At 70.3% G+C, this 18,323-nt stretch carries 13 protein-coding genes; 9 read left to right on the top strand and 4 right to left on the bottom strand.

Features of this window, described 5'->3' with window-relative positions:
- Positions 1 to 6: 6 nt before the first annotated feature.
- The gene (locus AC1C2W_RS08300; protein WP_495389201.1) at positions 7 to 828 is read right to left on the bottom strand and encodes a class I SAM-dependent methyltransferase; all 822 of its coding nucleotides are present in this window, start codon (positions 826 to 828) and stop codon (positions 7 to 9) included.
- Positions 829 to 1,073: 245 nt separating this feature from the next.
- Between AC1C2W_RS08300 and rpsA the strand changes: the two genes are divergently transcribed.
- Positions 1,074 to 2,615 carry a 30S ribosomal protein S1 gene (gene rpsA / locus AC1C2W_RS08295; RefSeq protein ID WP_495412855.1) on the top strand — a complete coding sequence of 514 codons (1,542 nt, stop codon included), beginning with the start codon at positions 1,074 to 1,076 and terminating at the stop codon, positions 2,613 to 2,615.
- A gap of 207 nt (positions 2,616 to 2,822) precedes the next feature.
- Here rpsA and AC1C2W_RS08290 read toward each other — a convergent pair whose 3' ends face one another.
- A complete protein-coding gene (locus AC1C2W_RS08290) occupies positions 2,823 to 4,706 on the bottom strand; it encodes an ABC transporter ATP-binding protein (protein ID WP_495412854.1) in 1,884 nt (627 codons plus the stop codon).
- An 82-nt stretch (positions 4,707 to 4,788) separates the two neighbouring features.
- Here AC1C2W_RS08290 and coaE point away from each other — a divergent pair, with 82 nt between their 5' ends.
- The 4 genes from coaE (at position 4,789) to AC1C2W_RS08270 (ending at position 9,978) form a co-directional block, all read left to right on the top strand.
- Positions 4,789 to 5,424 carry a dephospho-CoA kinase gene (gene coaE, locus AC1C2W_RS08285; protein ID WP_495412853.1) on the top strand — a complete coding sequence of 212 codons (636 nt, stop codon included), beginning with the start codon at positions 4,789 to 4,791 and terminating at the stop codon, positions 5,422 to 5,424.
- Positions 5,425 to 5,479: 55 nt separating this feature from the next.
- Positions 5,480 to 7,594 carry an excinuclease ABC subunit UvrB gene (uvrB, locus tag AC1C2W_RS08280; protein WP_495412852.1) on the top strand — a complete coding sequence of 705 codons (2,115 nt, stop codon included), beginning with the start codon at positions 5,480 to 5,482 and terminating at the stop codon, positions 7,592 to 7,594.
- Positions 7,595 to 7,816: 222 nt separating this feature from the next.
- Positions 7,817 to 8,845: a TerC family protein gene (locus tag AC1C2W_RS08275; protein ID WP_495389206.1), complete on the top strand. Its 1,029-nt coding sequence runs from the start codon at positions 7,817 to 7,819 to the stop codon at positions 8,843 to 8,845.
- Positions 8,842 to 9,978, top strand: coding sequence for a TerC family protein (locus tag AC1C2W_RS08270; RefSeq protein WP_495412851.1), 1,137 nt, complete (start codon positions 8,842 to 8,844; stop codon positions 9,976 to 9,978). Before AC1C2W_RS08275 ends, AC1C2W_RS08270 begins: the two co-directional genes overlap by 4 nt.
- A 16-nt stretch (positions 9,979 to 9,994) precedes the next feature.
- Here the strand turns inward: AC1C2W_RS08270 and AC1C2W_RS08265 are convergent, their stop codons facing one another.
- Entirely contained in the window at positions 9,995 to 10,291 is a 297-nt protein-coding gene (locus tag AC1C2W_RS08265; protein ID WP_495389208.1) for a YciI family protein, read from the bottom strand.
- Positions 10,292 to 10,353: 62 nt separating this feature from the next.
- Positions 10,354 to 11,919 carry an SDR family oxidoreductase gene (locus AC1C2W_RS08260; RefSeq protein WP_495412850.1) on the bottom strand — a complete coding sequence of 522 codons (1,566 nt, stop codon included), beginning with the start codon at positions 11,917 to 11,919 and terminating at the stop codon, positions 10,354 to 10,356.
- 73 nt (positions 11,920 to 11,992) lie between these two features.
- Here AC1C2W_RS08260 and uvrA point away from each other — a divergent pair, with 73 nt between their 5' ends.
- The 4 genes from uvrA to AC1C2W_RS08240 all read left to right on the top strand — a co-directional run bounded on the left by uvrA (position 11,993) and on the right by AC1C2W_RS08240 (position 18,311).
- Positions 11,993 to 14,995, top strand: coding sequence for an excinuclease ABC subunit UvrA (gene uvrA, locus AC1C2W_RS08255; RefSeq protein ID WP_495412849.1), 3,003 nt, complete (start codon positions 11,993 to 11,995; stop codon positions 14,993 to 14,995).
- Positions 14,996 to 15,012: 17 nt separating this feature from the next.
- Positions 15,013 to 15,516, top strand: coding sequence for an OsmC family protein (locus AC1C2W_RS08250; RefSeq protein ID WP_495389212.1), 504 nt, complete (start codon positions 15,013 to 15,015; stop codon positions 15,514 to 15,516).
- A 402-nt stretch (positions 15,517 to 15,918) separates the two neighbouring features.
- Positions 15,919 to 17,301 (top strand): N-acetylglucosamine/diacetylchitobiose ABC transporter substrate-binding protein, encoded by a 1,383-nt coding sequence (gene ngcE, locus AC1C2W_RS08245; protein WP_495412848.1) that lies wholly within the window; start codon positions 15,919 to 15,921, stop codon positions 17,299 to 17,301.
- Positions 17,298 to 18,311, top strand: coding sequence for a carbohydrate ABC transporter permease (locus tag AC1C2W_RS08240; RefSeq protein ID WP_495412847.1), 1,014 nt, complete (start codon positions 17,298 to 17,300; stop codon positions 18,309 to 18,311). Before ngcE ends, AC1C2W_RS08240 begins: the two co-directional genes overlap by 4 nt.
- The last annotated feature ends 12 nt before the right edge of the window (positions 18,312 to 18,323 follow it).

Genomic DNA, 18,323 nt, shown 5'->3' with positions numbered 1-18,323 from the left:
GCGGGCTCAGCCCTTGGTCGTCACGAAGACCGCCGTGCCGGGCAGGTAGGCGCCGCGGTCGGGCCCCCAGCCTCCCCAGGTCGCGGTGTTCCACGCGGGCCACTCCGGCTCGATGATGTCCCGGACCTGCAGCCCGGCGGCGACGACGTCCCGGACGTGGTCGCCCAACGTGCGGTGGTACTCGGCGTACGCGACGTCGCCGCGGTCGTCGATCTCGACGTAGGGCCGCCGGTCGAAGTACGAGCGGTGCGCGGTGAGGCCGCGGAGGCTGGGGTCGTCGGGGAAGGCCCAACGCAGCGGGTGGGTCACGGAGAACACCCAGCGCCCACCGGGCCGCAGCACGCGCGCCGCCTCCGCGTGCACCCGCACGGCGTCGGCCACGAACGGGATCGCCCCGAACGACGTGAAGACGGCGTCGACGCTCGCGGACGCGAAGGGCAGCGCCCGCGCGTCGGCCTGGACCAGCGGGACCGCGACACCGGTGCGCGAGTTCAGGCGCGCCGCCCCGGCGAGCATCTCCCCGGACACGTCGGTCGCCACCGCGTGGGCGCCGCGGGTGCGGAGCCACCGCGAGCAGTGCGCCGCCCCGGCTCCGACCTCGAGGACCTGGGCACCGTCGACGTCACCCAGGAGACCTGCCTCCGCCTCGGTCAGGCCCTCGGGCCCCCAGCGGAAGCCCGAGTCGCCGAGGAACCCGCCGTGCTCCTCGAGGTACTCGGCGGCGTTCGCGTCCCACCACCCGCGGGCGGCGGCGCTGCCGGCGGCGACCGGGACCTCGCGGTAGCCGGTGCGCTCGATCGGCCGGGGTGCGGGAGGATGGTGGCTCACCCGGTCATCGTGGCACGCCGGAGGGTCGCGTCGCCGGGCCGGGCCGAGGGGCGATCGACGGGTTCGCCCTGCGGCGGGAAGCCGCCGCGTTGACCCTTCGCATCCCCATCGATAGGATTGCCGGCGGTGCAGTGCGCCCGAGCACGTCCGGGGCGCGGAATCTCTCGCCTCGTCGTCTGCCCTGTCGCCCCGTACCAACTTCCTCTGTCCGCACTACGTCCTGTCCGCATCGGAGCATCCACTCAATGACCATCTCCACCACGAAGTCCGCCCCGCAGGTTGCCGTCAACGACATCGGCACCGAGGAGGACTTCCTTGCCGCCGTCGACGCCACCATCAAGTACTTCAACGATGGTGACATCGTCGAAGGCACGATCGTCAAGGTCGACCGCGACGAGGTTCTCCTCGACATCGGCTACAAGACCGAGGGCGTGATCCCCTCCCGCGAGCTGTCGATCAAGCACGACGTCGACCCCGGCGAGGTTGTCGCCGTCGGTGACGCCGTCGAGGCGCTCGTCCTCCAGAAGGAGGACAAGGAGGGTCGTCTGATCCTGTCCAAGAAGCGCGCACAGTACGAGCGCGCCTGGGGCACGATCGAGAAGATCAAGGAGGATGACGGCGTCGTTACCGGCACCGTCATCGAGGTCGTCAAGGGCGGCCTCATCCTCGACATCGGCCTGCGCGGCTTCCTCCCCGCCTCGCTCGTGGAGATGCGTCGCGTCCGCGACCTCGCGCCGTACGTCGGCAAGGAGATCGAGGCCAAGATCATCGAGCTCGACAAGAACCGCAACAACGTGGTCCTGTCGCGCCGCGCCTGGCTCGAGCAGACGCAGTCCGAGGTTCGCTCCACCTTCCTGCAGACCCTGCAGAAGGGCCAGGTGCGCCCCGGTGTCGTCTCGTCGATCGTCAACTTCGGTGCGTTCGTGGACCTGGGCGGCGTGGACGGCCTCGTGCACGTCTCCGAGCTGTCCTGGAAGCACATCGACCACCCGTCCGAGGTCGTCGAGGTCGGCCAGGAGGTCACCGTCGAGGTGCTCGACGTCGACTTCGACCGCGAGCGTGTCTCCCTGTCGCTGAAGGCGACGCAGGAGGACCCGTGGCAGACCTTCGCCCGTACGCACGCCATCGGACAGGTCGTGCCGGGCAAGGTCACGAAGCTCGTGCCGTTCGGTGCGTTCGTCCGCGTCGAGGACGGCATCGAGGGTCTCGTGCACATCTCCGAGCTGGCCGTGCGCCACGTCGAGCTGCCCGAGCAGGTCGTCAGCGTCGGTGCCGAGGTGTTCGTCAAGGTCATCGACATCGACCTCGAGCGTCGTCGGATCTCGCTGTCGCTCAAGCAGGCCAACGAGGGCATGGACGCGGAGTCCGAGGACTTCGACCCCGCGCTCTACGGCATGGCTGCCGAGTACGACGAGAACGGCGAGTACAAGTACCCGGAGGGCTTCGACCCGGAGACCAACGAGTGGCTCGAGGGCTTCGAGACCCAGCGCGAGGCCTGGGAGGCGGAGTACGCCAAGGCGCACACCCGCTGGGACTCGCACCGCGAGCAGGTCCGTGCGGCCATCGCGGCGGACGCTGACGCGGCCGTGAACGACGCGGTCCCCGGCGGCAGCAGCAGCAGCTCCGGCTCCTCCTCGTCGTCGTCCTCGTCGTCGTCCTCCTCCTCGTCGTCTTCGTCGTCGTCCTCGTCCTCCTACTCGTCGGCTCCGCCGGCGGAGGAGGCCGCGGGCACGCTCGCCTCGGACGAGGCGCTCGCCGCGCTTCGCGAGAAGCTCACCGGCAACTGATCCGGCCGGGTCGCCCCGCGACCCACCGGTGCCCACGACGGCCCGTCACCCCGAGGGGTGACGGGCCGTCGTCGTCCCGTGCCGCTCTCGTCGCCGCTCTCGTCGCCGCTGTCGACCACCGCCCTCGCGACCACCGCCCTCGCGACCACCGCCCTCGCGACCACCGCCCTCGCGACCGGCGGGAGAACGGGCGCCCGGGCCCTGTGCCTACGCCCGGGGCCCAGGGGTGCCGTCGGCGAACTGGGTCGCGTAGAGCTCGGCGTACAGGCCGCCGGCGGCGAGCAGCTCGGGGTGCGTGCCGTGCTCGACGACGCGCCCGTCCTGCAGCACGACGATGGCGTCGGCGGCCCGGACGGTGGAGAGCCGGTGGGCGATCACCAGCGAGGTGCGGCCCGCCAGCGCCTGGTCGAGCGCCGCCTGCACCGCGGCCTCCGACTCCGAGTCGAGGTGCGCGGTCGCCTCGTCGAGCACGACGACGTCCGGGGCCTTGAGGAGGAGCCGGGCGATCGCGAGGCGCTGCCGCTCGCCGCCGGAGAGCCGGTAGCCCCGGTCGCCGACGACGGTGTCGAAGCCCTCGGGCAGCCGCGACACCAGGTCCCAGATCCGTGCCTGCCGCAGGGCCCGCTCGAGGTCGTCGTCGGAGGCGTCGGGGCGGGCGAACCGCAGGTTGGCGGCCACTGTGTCGTGGAAGAGGTGCGCCTCCTGGGAGACGACGCCGACGGTGGCGCGCAGGGACGCCGCGGTGACGTCGCGGATGTCGAGGCCCGCGACGCGGACGACCCCCGACGTCGGGTCGTACATGCGCGAGACGAGCTGCGAGATGGTCGTCTTGCCGGCTCCGGACGGCCCGACGAGCGCGACCATCGTGCCTGCCGGGACGGTGAACGTGACGTCACGCAGCGTGTCGCCGCTCGGGTCGGACCGCAGGGTGGCGACGGACTCGAGCGAGGCCAGCGACACCTCGTCGGCGCGCGGGTACCGGAAGGAGACGTGCGCCAGCTCGACCGAGGCCCCGCGGGCGGCCACGGCGGCGCGCAGGTCGGCGGCGTCGGGCTTCTCGTCGAGCATCGGGACGAGGTCGAGCACCTCGAGCACCCGCTCGAAGCTGACCAGCGCGGTCATGACGTCCACCTGGACGTTCGACATCGCGGAGAGGGGGCCGTACAGCCGCCCGAGGTACGCCGTGAGCGCCACGAGGGTCCCGACCGTGAGCTCGCCGGCGATCGCCTGCAGCCCGCCGACGCCGTAGACGAGGGCGATGGCGACGGACGCCAAGGTCGTCAGCCCTACGCGGAACCAGGTGCCCAGCAGGGCGGTGCTCACGCCGAGGTCCCGGAGCCGGCCCACCTGCGCCGCGTACCGTTCGCTCTCGCGTTCGGGGTCGCCGAAGATCTTGACGAGGTGCGCACCCGCGACGTTGAACCGTTCGTTCATCATCTGCCCGGCGTCGGCGTTGAGGTCGTAGCCCGTGCGCGCGAGCGCGGACAGGCGGCGGCCGAACCAGCGCGCGGGCAGGACGAAGACCGGCACCAGCACGAGCGAGAGCAGGGTGAGCTGCCACGACATCGCGAACATCGCCGCGAGGGTGAACACGATCGTCAGCCCGTTGGACACGACGGTCTGCAGCGTGGACGTGAACGCCTGCTGGGCGCCGAGGACGTCGCCGTTGAGGCGCTGCACGAGCGCCCCGGTGCGCGCCCGGGCGAAGAACGCGAGCGGCATGCGCTGGACGTGATCGAAGACTGCCGTCCGCAGGTCGAGGATCAGCCCTTCGCCGACGCGCGCGGAGAGCCATCGCTCGGCCACCGCCAGGAGGGCGGTGAGGAGGGCGATGCCCGCCGCGCCTGCGGCGAGGAGCACGACCAGGCCGCGGTCGCCGCCCGCGATGCCGTCGTCGATGAGCCGCCGGAAGAGGAGCGGCGTGACCGCGCCCGCCGCGGCGCTGACGACGAGCAGCGCGACGAACACGGCGAGCTGCCCCCGGTAGGGGCGGGCGAACCCGAGGATCCGGCGGAGCGTGGTGCCGGCGAGGCGGTGGTCGGTCACGGACGAGTCGTTGAGGAACGTACGCATCCCGCGCCCGCCGGGCATGCCGCCTCCTTGTCCGGCCCCGGGCCATCGGCCCGGGGCGTGCTCATGGCGGGAAGCCTACGCCGGGGGCAAGATGGTCCCCATGCTCCGCATCGGCCTCACGGGCGGCATCGCCGCAGGCAAGTCCGTCGTCGCGCACCACCTCGCCGAGCTGGGCGCGGTGGTCGTCGACCACGACGTCCTCGCCCGGGAGGTGGTGGCCCCCGGCACGATCGGGCTGGAGGAGGTCGTCGCGGCCTTCGGCGAGGGCGTACTCGCCGAGGACGGATCCCTCGACCGTCCCGCGCTCGGCAGGCTCGTCTTCGACGACGACGCCGCGAGGGCCCGGCTCGAGGGGATCTTGCACCCCGAGATCCGAAGGATCGCCGCGGAGCGGGAAGCACTCGCCGGGGCGTCGGACGACCGCGCCGTCGTGGTGCACGACATCCCGCTCCTGGTCGAGACGGGGCAGGCGGACCATTTCCATCTGCTCGTCGTGGTGCACGCCCCGGCAGACCAACGCGTGGCCCGGCTGGTGGCGGGCCGGGGGATGGACGAGCCGGCGGCGCGGGCACGGGTGGCCGCGCAGGCCACCGACGAGGAGCGGGCGGCCGTCGCCGACGTGACGCTCGACGGCTCCGGGACCGAGGACGGGCTCAGGGCGCAGGTGGACCAGCTGTGGCAGCGGCTCGTGCGGGAGGTCGACGAGGAGTCCGAGGCCGAGACCTCCCGGACCTGAGCGTCGGTCCGGTGTCATTCGGTCGGGTGTCAGAGGGGCGCCGTACGGTGGTGACATGCGACCTGTGACCGACCTGCAGCGTGCGGTGGCGCCCTTCGAGGTGGTCTCCGAGTTCGTGCCCTCGGGCGACCAGCCGACCGCCATCGCCGACCTGACCTCGCGTGTGCAGGCGGGCGAGAAGGACGTCGTCCTGCTCGGCGCCACCGGTACCGGCAAGAGCGCGACCACGGCGTGGCTCATCGAGAAGGTGCAACGGCCGACGCTCGTGATGGCGCCGAACAAGACGCTCGCCGCGCAGCTCGCCACGGAGTTCCGCGAGCTGCTGCCGAACAACGCCGTCGAGTACTTCGTCTCGTACTACGACTACTACCAGCCCGAGGCGTACATCGCGCAGACGGACACCTACATCGAGAAGGACTCGTCGATCAACGACGAGGTGGAGCGCCTGCGGCACTCCGCGACGTCGTCCCTGCTGACCCGACGCGACGTGATCGTGGTCGCCTCGGTGTCCTGCATCTACGGCCTCGGCACGCCGCAGGAGTACGTGGACCGGATGGTGCGCCTCGACGTCGGCGACGTCGTGGACCGAGACGACATGCTCCGGCGCTTCGTGCAGATGCAGTACCAGCGCAACGACATGGCGTTCACCCGCGGCACTTTCCGCGTGCGCGGTGACACGGTGGAGATCATCCCCGTGTACGAGGAGCTCGCCGTGCGCATCGAGATGTTCGGCGACGAGATCGAGTCGATCCAGACGCTGCACCCGCTCACCGGCGAGGTGCTCCGCTCGGAGCAGAGCGTCTATCTCTTCCCCGCCACCCACTACGTGGCAGGGCCGGAGCGGATGGAACGGGCGATCACGGGGATCGAGGCCGAGCTCGCGGACCGGCTCGCCGAGCTGGAGCAGCAGAACAAGCTGCTCGAGGCGCAGCGGCTGCGCATGCGCACCACCTACGACATCGAGATGATGCGTCAGATCGGCACCTGCAGCGGCATCGAGAACTATTCGCGGCACATCGACGGGCGCGAGCAGGGAACGCCGCCGAACACGCTGCTCGACTACTTCCCGGAGGACTTCCTGCTCGTCATCGACGAGTCGCACCAGACCGTGCCGCAGATCGGCGCCATGTTCGAGGGCGACATGTCCCGCAAGCGGTCGCTCGTCGAGCACGGGTTCCGCCTGCCGAGCGCGATGGACAACCGCCCGCTGCGGTGGGAGGAGTTCGTCGAGCGGATCGGGCAGACGGTCTACCTGTCCGCCACGCCGGGCGACTACGAGCTGTCCGTGTCGGACGGCGTCGTCGAGCAGGTGATCCGCCCGACGGGCCTCGTGGACCCGCAGGTCGTGGTCAAGCCCACCACGGGGCAGATCGACGACCTGCTGCACGAGATCCGGGAACGGGTCGACCGCGACGAGCGGGTGCTGGTCACCACGCTCACGAAGAAGATGGCCGAGGACCTCACCGACTACTTCCTCGAGAAGGACGTGCGGGTGCGATACCTGCACTCCGAGGTCGACACGCTTCGCCGCGTCGAGCTGCTGCGCGAGCTGCGGTTGGGGGAGTATGACGTCCTGGTGGGCATCAACCTGCTGCGCGAGGGACTCGACCTGCCCGAGGTGTCGCTCGTGGCGATCCTCGACGCGGACAAGGAGGGTTTCCTGCGCTCGGCGCGGTCGCTGATCCAGACCATCGGGCGCGCGGCGCGCAACGTCACGGGCCAGGTGCACATGTACGCCGACAGGATGACGCCCGCGATGCAGTTCGCGCTCGAGGAGACCGACCGGCGGCGCGCCAAGCAGGTCGCGTACAACGAGGAGCGGGGGATCGACCCGCAGCCGCTGCGCAAGAAGATCGCCGACGTCACCGACATGCTTGCCCGGGAGGACATCGACACCCAGGAGCTGCTCTCGGGCGGGTACCGCAAGACGCCCGCGTCGGGGCAGGGTCGCGGCCGCGCATCCGTGCTCGGTTCACCCAAGGAGGGGGCCACCACCGGGAACCGCCTCGCCGGCGCGGCGGCGAGCGAGCTCGCCGAGCTGATCCAGGAGCTGAGCGACCAGATGCACGCCGCCGCGGCGGAGCTGCAGTTCGAGGTCGCGGCCCGCCTGCGCGACGAGATCGGCGGGCTGAAGAAGGAGCTGCGCCAGATGCAGGCCGCCACGGCCTGAGGGGCTCTCATCAGCGGTTCCGCACCCTGACGTGCGCGGGTTGCCGGGCCAAGGTCTCATGTAGGGTATGCGGGTTGGAGGGGAGTACCCCGCCCACGATGAGGTCGTCATCACGTCCGGCGCAGACGCCGGTCCGGCCTCGTTGGCCCGGACGTTCGGCATGCAGCCGCTCCGGGTGGGGAAGACCTCCGGTGCTCAGTGTCACGTACCGGAGGTTTGCCCGTGAATGTTCCCGTGTGGGTCTGGATCGTCACCATCGCCGTCATCCTGGTGATGCTCGCCGTCGACTATCTCGGCCACGTGCGGACGCCGCACGCCCCGACCCTGCGCGAGTCCGCGAGCTGGTCGCTGGCCTACGTCGCGATCGCCGTGGTCTTCGGGGTGGTCGTGTGGATCGTGTGGGGCAGCACGTACGGCGGGGAGTACTTCGCCGGCTACATCACCGAGAAGTCGCTCAGCGTCGACAACCTGTTCGTCTTCGTCCTGATCATGACGAGCTTCCGCGTCCCACGGGAGTACCAGCAGCGGGTGCTGCTCATCGGCATCACGATCGCGCTCGTGCTGCGCACGGTCTTCATCGTCGCCGGCGCCGCGATCATCGCGAACTTCGCGTGGGTGTTCTACGTCTTCGGTGCCTTCCTGATCTGGACCGCGATCGCCCAGGCGCGCTCGGGCACCGGCCATGACGAGGAGTGGAACGAGAACGGCCTGCTGCGCCTGACGCGCCGCCTGTTCCCCACGACCGACTCCTACGTCGGCGACAAGATGATCACGAAGATCGACGGCAAGCGGTTCATCACGCCGATGCTCATCGTGATGGTCGCGATCGGCAGCGCGGACCTGCTGTTCGCTGTCGACTCGATCCCCGCGATCTTCGGGCTCACCCAGGAGACGTACCTGGTCTTCGCGGCCAACGCGTTCTCGCTGCTGGGCCTGCGCCAGCTCTACTTCCTCGTGGACGGCCTGCTCGACCGGCTCGTCTACCTCAACTACGGGCTCGCGGCGATCCTCGGCTTCATCGGCGTCAAGCTGGTCATCCACGCGCTGCACACCAACGAGCTGCCGTTCCTCAACGGCGGGCAGCACGTCGAGGTGATCCCCGAGATCCCGACGACCTTGTCGCTGGGCTTTATCGTGGTCGTCCTCGCCGTCACCACGATCGCCTCGCTCGTCCGTGACCGCCGCGACCGCCGCGACCGCCAGGTCGGGGCAGCGTCCGCGGCGCAGCCACCCTCTGAAGGAGATGCATGATCCACGAGTTGCCGTTCTGGTTCGAGGGGGCGTCGCTCGCGGCGCTCATCCTGCTGCTGGCGGTGGACCTCGTGGTCGTCGGCCGGCGCCCGCACGTGCCCAGCATGAAGGAGAGCGGCATCTGGGTCGCCTTCTACGTGGGCCTGGCCTTGGTGTTCGGCCTGATCGTGCTCGCGGTCGGCGGCGCGGCGCCTGCCGGTGAGTTCTACGCCGGCTGGCTCACCGAGTACTCGCTGAGCGTGGACAACCTGTTCGTCTTCGTGATCATCATGTCGCGCTTCGCGGTGCCCAAGCAGCACCAGCAGATGGTGCTCATGGTGGGCATCATCATCGCGCTGGTGCTGCGCGGCGCCTTCATCCTGGCGGGCTCGGCCATCCTCGAGCACTTCGTGTGGGTGTTCTACCTGTTCGGCGCCTTCCTCATCTACACCGCCGTCAAGCTGGTGGCGGGCGGCGACGAGGACGACTTCAAGGAGAACGTCGCGATCCGGATGCTCCGGAGGGTGCTGCCCCTCAGCGAGCAGTACGACGGCGGCAAGGTGCGCACGGTGGTGGACGGCAAGCGTCTGTTCACGCCGATGCTCGTGGTGTTCGTCGCGATCGGATCGACCGACCTGCTGTTCGCGCTCGACTCGATCCCGGCCATCTTCGGCCTGACGAAGGACCCGTTCATCGTCTTCACCGCGAATATCTTCGCGCTCATGGGCCTGCGCCAGCTCTACTTCCTCCTCGGCGGCCTGCTGGAGCGGCTGGTCTACCTGCCGATCGCGCTCGCCGTGATCCTCGGCTTCATCGGCGTGAAGCTCATCCTCGAGGCGCTGCACACCAACACGCTCCCGTTCATCAACGGAGGCGAACACGTCGCGTGGGCGCCCGAGATCCCGATCTGGCTGTCGCTGGCCGTCATCCTCGGGTCGATCGCGATCGCGACGGTCGCGAGCCTGCTCAAAACGCGCTTCACGGCGGCGCTGGCGGCGGACTCGGTGTCGCCGTCGGACCGGGCCGAGCAGTCCGACGGCCAGTCCGACGGCCAGTCCGACGGCCAGTCCGACGGCCAGGCCGACGACCGGGCCGACGTTCAGGCCGACGACCGGGCCGGCTCCCCGACCGGGCCGGACCCGTCGGCCACCTGATCCGACCCACCCGGCGTCAGGCCGCGAAGCCGCCGATCACGGGGACGAACTCGCGCGCGGCGCGGTCGGCGACGAGGCCTTCGCGCCGCATCGGGTCGGGCTCGAGCAGCTCGAGCGCGGCCGTGGCGTCCTCGGCCTCGACGACGAGCAGGGCGCCGCGGGGCTCGCCGTCCGCGGTGGCCGGGAGCGGGCCGGACACATGCAGCTCACCGCGCTCGTGCAGGCCGCCGAGGAACTCGCGGTGCTCGGGACGAACCGCGTCGAGGCGGTCGGGGTCGGTGACGTAGACGTAGGTGACGGCGTAGGTCGGCATGGCGGTATTCAAGCACCGCGCGGCCCGTCCCATGGTGGCCAGCGGGTCGTCCATCGGGTCGATCAGTACAGCTTGATCGACCCGCCGTCGGCCATGATCGTCTGCCCCGTGACGTAGCGGGATCCATCTCCTGCGAGGAAAGCGACGACCGGGGCGATGTCGTCCTCGGGGGATCCGAGCCGGCCCAGCGGGATGCCGTCGACGACCTGCTGGTAGTCGGCGGGGTAGGCCTGGGACCACTGAACGATGCCGGGGGTCATGGCCACCGGCGACACGACGTTGACGCGGATCCCGTCGGCCGCCCACTCGTTGGCGGCGACGCGGCTCAGGGCGCGGATGGCCTCCTTCGCCGCGGCGTAGGCGCCCTGCGTGGGCAGGCCCTTGATGCCGGCCCCGGAGCCGAAGTTCACGATCGCCCCAGAGGCCTTCGCGAGCTCTGGGTGCGCCGCCTGCATCAGGCGCAGGGTCGCGAGGGCACCGGTACCGAAGGACAGGTCCCACATCTCCTGGGTGGTCTCCAGCAGGGGCGCCTGCCTCGACGCGTGCGCGTTGTTCACCAGCACGTCGAGCCTGCCGAAGCGCTCCACCGTGGCTGCGACGATCTCGGCGGGCGCATCGGGCTGCGCGATGTCCGCGCGGACGTAGGCGGCCTCGCCGTCCCGCTCGCCGTCGTGCTCGCCGTCCAGCCGGGAGACGAGGTCGGCGACGAGCTGCTCGCCATCGGCCTGCGGGAGCAGGTCGACGATCATGACCCGTGCGCCGTCGGCGAGGAAGCGCGAGACGATGCCGCGGCCGATGCCGCCGGCGCCGCCGGTGACGATCGCGACCTTGCCGTGCAGCTCTGCGTGATTGGTCATGGGTGGTGGTCCTTTCATCGGGAGGATCCGGTCGGGATCCGTGGAGCGGCCGGGGCGCGTCGCGCTGAGACGGATCCGCCGGTCGATGCCGTCGAGGTAGGCGGCGAGGGTGAGGTCGTGCACGCGCCGGGCCACGGGGGCCGCGAGCCCCCGCGCGTGCAGGGCGGCGTACGGCGCCGGATCGTCGGCAGCGAAGTTCCCTGGGAGATGGTTCGCCACGTGGTGGTCCGCCGTGAGCGGGTCCGCCGCGACGTCCTGGCGCGGGGGCTCGGCCAGCTCCTCGGAGGCGTCGACGACGCGGGGCGGGTGGGGGTGCCCGAGCCCGGTGAGCGCCGCGACGCCGACGGGGATGCCGGCGGCACCGAGCAGGGCGTCGAAGGCGTCGTCCTCGGCGAGGCCGGCGGTGCGGAGCCGGCCGAGGACGTCTGCGAGCGTGGACCGGGGCGTGAGGTTCAGCACACGGTCGGGCGCGAGGGCGAGGGGCAGCATCCAGGGGTGCGCCTCGAACGCGCGCCGCCCGGACTCCGCGACGGCGGCGAGCCCGTCGCGCCAGCCGGCGCCCGGCGCCGGGGCGGTCCGCGTCTCCTCGGCCGCGAGGGCCGCCATCGCCGCGAGCAGGCCTTTTCTTCCGTCGACGTGCCGGTAGAGCGCCATCGCGGAGACGCCGAGGTCGGCTCCGACCCGGCGCGTCGAGACGGCCTCGAGGCCGCCCGCGTCGGCGACGGCGAGGGCCGCCTGAGCGATGCGGCGACGGGTGAGGGGCGCAGCCATGTTTACAGTGTAAACCCGTCAGAGGACGTCGAACGCCTGTACGACCGTCGGTATGCGGACGTAGGATGCCGGGGTGAGCAACCGCCTCGTCATCTCCGGCGCCCGCGAGCACAATCTGCGCAACGTCGAGCTCGATCTCCCGCGTGAGAAGCTCATCGTCTTCACCGGCCTGTCGGGCTCGGGCAAGTCGTCGTTGGCGTTCGACACGATCTTCGCCGAGGGTCAGCGCCGCTACGTGGAGTCGCTCTCCGCCTATGCGCGCCAGTTCCTGGGCCAGATGGACAAGCCCGACGTCGACTTCATCGAGGGCCTGTCGCCCGCCGTGTCGATCGACCAGAAGTCCACCAACCGCAACCCGCGGTCCACCGTCGGCACGATCACCGAGGTGTACGACTACCTGCGCCTGCTGTTCGCGCGGGCGGGCACGCAGCACTGCCCTGTGTGCGGGGAGCCCGTGCGCTCGCAGACGCCGCAGCAGATCGTCGACAAGCTGCTGGAGCTGCCGGAGGGCACCCGCTACCAGGTGCTCGCGCCCGTAGTGCGCGGGCGCAAGGGCGAGTACGCGGACCTGTTCACGGAGCTGCAGACGCAGGGCTTCGCCCGCGCGCGGGTGGACGGCGAGGTCGTGCAGCTGACCAGCCCGCCGGCGCTGGAGAAGAAGCTCAAGCACGACATCGAGGTGGTCGTGGACCGCCTTGTCTCACGGGACGGCGTGCAGCGACGGCTCACCGACTCGGTCGAGACGGCCCTGCGGCTCGCCGGCGGCCTCGTCCTGATCGAGCTGGTCGACGCCGACGTCGACGACCTTCTCCGCGTCCGCAAGTTCTCGGAGAAGCGGGCCTGCCCCAACGACCACCCGCTGACCCTCGACGAGATCGAGCCGCGCACGTTCTCGTTCAACGCGCCGTACGGCGCGTGCCCGGAGTGCACGGGCATCGGGTTCCGCCTCGAGGTCGACCCCGACCTGGTGGTCCCGGACGAGGAGCGGACGCTGCGCGAGGGCGCGGTGGTGCCGTGGGCACTGACGTCGTCCGAGTACTTCGAGCGGGTACTCACGGCGCTGGCGGAGGAGATGAGCTTCTCCATGGACGTGCCGTGGCGCGCCCTGCCGCAGCGGGCCCGCGAGGCCATCCTGCACGGCCGCAACCACCAGGTGCACGTGAAGTACCGCAACCGCTGGGGGCGCGAGCGGCAGTACTCGACGGGCTTCGAGGGAGCGGTGACGTTCCTGGAGCGGCGGCACCGGGAGACCGAGTCGGACTGGTCGAAGGAGAAGTACGAGGCCTACATGCGCGAGGTGCCGTGCCCGGTCTGCTCCGGGGCACGGCTGAAGCCGGAGGTCCTGGCGGTCACGATCGGCGACAAGTCGATCTGGGACGTCTGCCGGATGCCGATCGACGAGGCCAAGCATTTCCTCGACGGCCTGGAGCTCGGGCAGCGGGAGCGCGCCATCGCCACCGAGGTGCTCAAGGAGATCCACGCGCGGCTCGGCTTCCTGGTCGACGTGGGCCTGCACTACCTGTCGCTCGAGCGTCCTGCGGGCACGCTTTCCGGCGGCGAGGCTCAGCGGATCCGGCTCGCGACGCAGATCGGGTCGGGGCTGGTGGGGGTGCTCTACGTGCTCGACGAGCCGTCGATCGGCCTGCACCAGCGCGACAACCGCCGCCTCATCGAGACCCTCACGCGGCTGCGCGACCTGGGCAACACGCTGATCGTCGTGGAGCACGACGAGGACACCATCCGTGCCGCGGACTGGATCGTCGACGTCGGTCCGGGCGCGGGGGAGCACGGCGGGCAGATCGTGCACTCCGGCGACTACGCGGGACTGCTCGAGGCCGAGGGCTCGGTGACGGGCGCCTATCTGTCGGGCCGGCGCCGCATCGCCCTGCCGGTCGAGCGCCGCGCGACGGACGCGGGGCGGCAGATCACGGTGGTCGGAGCGCGGGAGAACAACCTGCGTGGCGTGGACGTCTCGTTCCCGCTCGGCGTGCTGACCGCCGTCACCGGCGTCTCGGGGTCGGGCAAGTCCACGCTGGTGAACTCGATCCTGCACACCGTGCTGGCGAACGAGCTGAACGGCGCGCGCCAGGTCCCCGGCCGGCACACCCGGGTCACCGGGATGGACCAGCTCGACAAGGTCGTGCACGTCGACCAGGGGCCGATCGGGCGCACGCCGCGCTCGAACCCCGCCACGTACACCGGGGTCTGGGACCGGATCCGCAAGATCTTCGCCGAGACCGAGGAGGCGAAGGTCCGTGGCTACGGGCCGGGCCGGTTCTCGTTCAACGTCAAGGGTGGGCGCTGCGAGGCGTGCGCCGGCGACGGCACGCTGAAGATCGAGATGAACTTCCTGCCGGACGTCTACGTGCCGTGCGAGGTGTGCCACGGTGCGCGCTACAACCGCGAGACCCTCGAGGTGCACTTCAAGGGCAAGACCGTCGCGGACGTGCTGGACATGCCGATCGAGGAGGCCGCGGAGTTCTTCGCGGCGTTCCCGGCGATCTCGCGCTACCTCTCCACGCTGGTCGAGGTGGGCCTGGGCTACGTCCGTCTGGGGCAGCCGGCCCCCACGCTCTCCGGCGGCGAGGCGCAGCGCGTGAAGCTGGCGAGCGAGCTCCAGAAGCGTTCCACCGGCCGCACGGTCTACGTGCTGGACGAGCCGACCACCGGGCTGCACTTCGAGGACATCCGCAAGCTGCTGGGCGTGCTGCAGTCCCTCGTCGACAAGGGCAACACCGTCCTCGTCATCGAGCACAACCTGGACGTCATCAAGAGCGCCGACTGGATCGTCGACATGGGCCCCGAGGGCGGCTCCGGTGGCGGCACGGTCGTCGCGGAGGGGACGCCGGAGGACGTCGCCCAGGTCGAGGCGAGCCATACCGGTGAGTTCCTGGCCCGGGTTCTCAGGGAGCACCCGGCCGTGCCGACGGCGCCCCGAACGCAGGCGCGCAGCGCGGCCGCGACGTCGACGTCGTCCGCGTCGCGCACCCGGAGCTCGACCAAGGTCTCCGCCAAGGGCACGACGAAGCCGGCCGCGTCGAAGGCCAAGCGGCCCGGTAAGCGCAGCGCGGCCTGAACCTCTAGCGTGTGGCCATGGGTTCGCACCACAACTACGCCGTCACCGTCGCCTGGCCCGACCCTGACGTGGGTGGTGGAGCGACGGGGACGACCTCGTACACGTCGTACCCCCGCGATCACCGGGTGCTCGTGACGGGCAAGCCGCCGCTGCTGGCCAGCGCCGACCCGGCATTCCGGGGCGACCCGGCCAGGCACAATCCGGAGGAGCTGTTCGTCGCGAGCCTCGCGCAGTGCCACATGCTGTGGTTCCTCCACCTCGCTGCGGAGCAGGGGCTCGTGGTGCGGGAGTACGTCGACGACACGACGGGCACCATGCGCGTGGAGTCCCGTGGGGAGGGCCAGTTTACCGACGTCACCCTGCGTCCACGGGTGACCGTCGACCCGGGGCCGCACGTGTCGGACGAGTTCGTCGCAGGGCTGCACCACCGTGCGCACGCGCTGTGCTTCATCGCGAGGTCGGTGAACTTCTCGGTGCTGGTCGAGCCGGCCCCCGTGCGCCTGTCGACGCCGGCCGCCTGACGGAGCGCCTGCCCGAAGGGTGAAGGCCGGTACCAGTCCGGTTACAGGTGCGCGTCAGATGTTGACGTACCGACCGCGCGTGAATACTTTCCATGCATCCCTCCAATGATGGGAGAAAGTTCCGTGCGCGGTGTGGACGTCCGGTCGGTCGGCGATCGTCGGCCGGGCCCGCCCGCGCGCCCCCGGTGCGCCCGCCTGTTCGACACGTCCCGTGCCGGCACCCTGACGCGATCCCGGCCCAGGGGGATCTACCGCACCCCGTCCCGAGGCCGATCAGGCCCCAGAGCCACCTGCTGACGGGGCGCCGATCGGCGCACCCTGACACGAAGGGCATCAACGACGATGACCAGCAACCTCACCTCGACCCCCAGCTCTCCTACCGCCGCACCCTCCCGCAGGTCCGTGCTCCGAGCAGTGATGTACACCGCGGCAGCGGTGCCGCTCGGCCTGCCCCTCGCCGCCTGCGCCACGGGCGGCGGGCAGCAGGACGACGAGACCACGGCGCCGACGGGCAGCGCGGACCCCAAGAACCCGTTCGGCATGACGGAGAACACCACGGTGGACGCCGTGGTGTTCGACGGCGGCTACGGCGTCGACTACGTCGAGTTCGCGGGCGAGGTCCTCGCGGGCCTGCACGCCGGGTCCTCCGTCAAGGTCTCGCCCTCGACACAGATCGCCACGGAGCTGCAGCCCCGGTTCGTGGGCGGCAACCCGCCGGACCTCGTGGACAACTCCGGCGCCCAGTCGATCGGCTTCAACACCATCCTGGACCAGCTCGAGGACCTCACCGACATCATCGACGCGCCCAACATCGAGGGCACGACCATCCGCGACACCCTCTACGAGGGCGTGCTCGCACCGGGCACGTATGGGGACAAGTTCGCGGCGCTCAACTACGTCCTCACCGTGTACGGCGTCTGGTACTCCGGGAGCCTTTTCGAGAAGAACGGGTGGACGCCGCCGACCACGTGGGAGGAGGCCAAGGCCCTCGGCGCTGAGGCCAAGGCGGCGGACAAGTACCTCTTCCTGTGGGGCACCGAGGCTGCGACGTACTACCAGACCCTGGCGATCGAGTCCGCCATCAAGGAGGGCGGCGACGAGGTGCGCCTCACCCTGGAAAACCTTGAGCCGGACTGCTGGTCGAACGACTCGCTCCAGGCGACCTTCGCGATCATGAAGGAGATCGTCGACCTCGGGTACTTCAAGCCCGGCGGGTCAGGCACCCAGTTCACGGCGGCGCAGGCGCAGTGGAGCAACAAGCAGGATGCTCTGCTCTACCCCTCGGGCGCGTGGATCGAGAACGAGATGAAGAAGCAGACCGCGGACGGCTTCGAGATGAAGGGGGTGCCGAGCTTCTCGGTGACCTCGGCCGCCGCGATGCCCGCCACGGCCCTCCACTCGACCGCCGGCGAGCCGTTCATCGTGCCGTCGGACGCCAAGAGCGTGGCGGGCGGCAAGGAGCTGCTGCGCGTGATGCTCTCCAAGGACTCGGCCACGAAGTTCTCCAAGGAGAAGCTGGCGCCGACCATCGTCAAGGACATCGTCCCCGCCGACGGGTTCGGGTCGACGGCCCTCGTCTCGCAGACGGACATGCTCAGCGCGGCGGGCAGCGACATCTTCACCTTCAACTTCGTCAACACCTACGGCATGAACCCGGAGCAGCTGCCGATCTGGAACTCGTTCCTCGACGGCAAGAAGTCGGTGGCCGATACGACCAAGGAGCTGCAGGCCATCACCGACCGGATCCGCGAGGACGACACCATCGACAAGATCGAGGTGTCATGACCGCCATCCCCCCGGCGGTGCCCTCTACGGAGGGCTCTCTTGCGGGGCCCGTCGCCGGGCCCCGCAAGAGGCGGTTTGGCAAGGCGTCCTTCGACAGCGTCAGCTTCTTCGTGGTGTTCCTCGGCATCCCGCTGGCGCTCTTCCTGATCTTTGTGATCTGGCCGTTCGCCCAGGCGTGCTTCTATGCCCTCAGCGACTGGTCGGGATTCTCGGCGGAGTTCAACGTCATCGGCCTGGACAACTTCGCGGCGCTCCTGTCGGACCCGAGGTTCGTCAACGCCGTCGGCAACAGCGTGATGTTCGGGATCTTCATCCCGTTGATCACCATCACGATCGCGCTCGTGTTCGCCATCCTCATCACGGTGGGGGGCGCGGGCAAGGGACGGATCCGCGGTGTGCGGGGCTCGGGTTTCTACCGCGTCGTCTCGCTCTTCCCGTACGTCATCCCGGCGATCGCCGTCGCCATCATGTGGCGACTGATCCTCGACCCGAGCAACGGCCTCGTGAACGGGATTCTCACCGGGCTAGGGCTGGAGCAGTTCGAGTCGTTCGCGTGGCTGGGGAACGTCGGGACGGCGATGCCCGTGACGATGTTCGTGGTCGTGTGGGGCTTCGTCGGGTTTTACATGCTCCTGTTCATCGCCGCGATCAAGGGCGTGCCCGCCGAGACCTACGAGGCCGCGCGGATCGACGGCGCCGGGCGCCTGCGGATGTCGTGGTCGATCACGCTCCCGCTGATCCGGGACAACGTGCAGACGGCGTACATCTACATCGGGATCGTCGCGCTCGACCTGTTCGTCTACGTCCAGGGTCTCAACCCGCAGGGCGGCCCCGACAACAGCACGCTCGTGATGTCCCAGCAGCTGTTCCGGACCGCGTTCACCGAGGGGAAGTTCGGCTACGCCAGTGCCATGGGCGTGTCGATGGCGATCGTCACGCTGGTCTTCGCGGCGCTGGTGTTCGCCGTCAACCGGCTCACCAGGGGCAAGGACGAAGGAGGGCGACGATGAGCGCCGCGACGA

Source organism: Isoptericola sp. Y581 (assembly GCF_059445475.1).
Note: the sequence above shows the minus strand (reverse complement) of the source record. Positions and strands in the feature narration are given on the sequence as shown.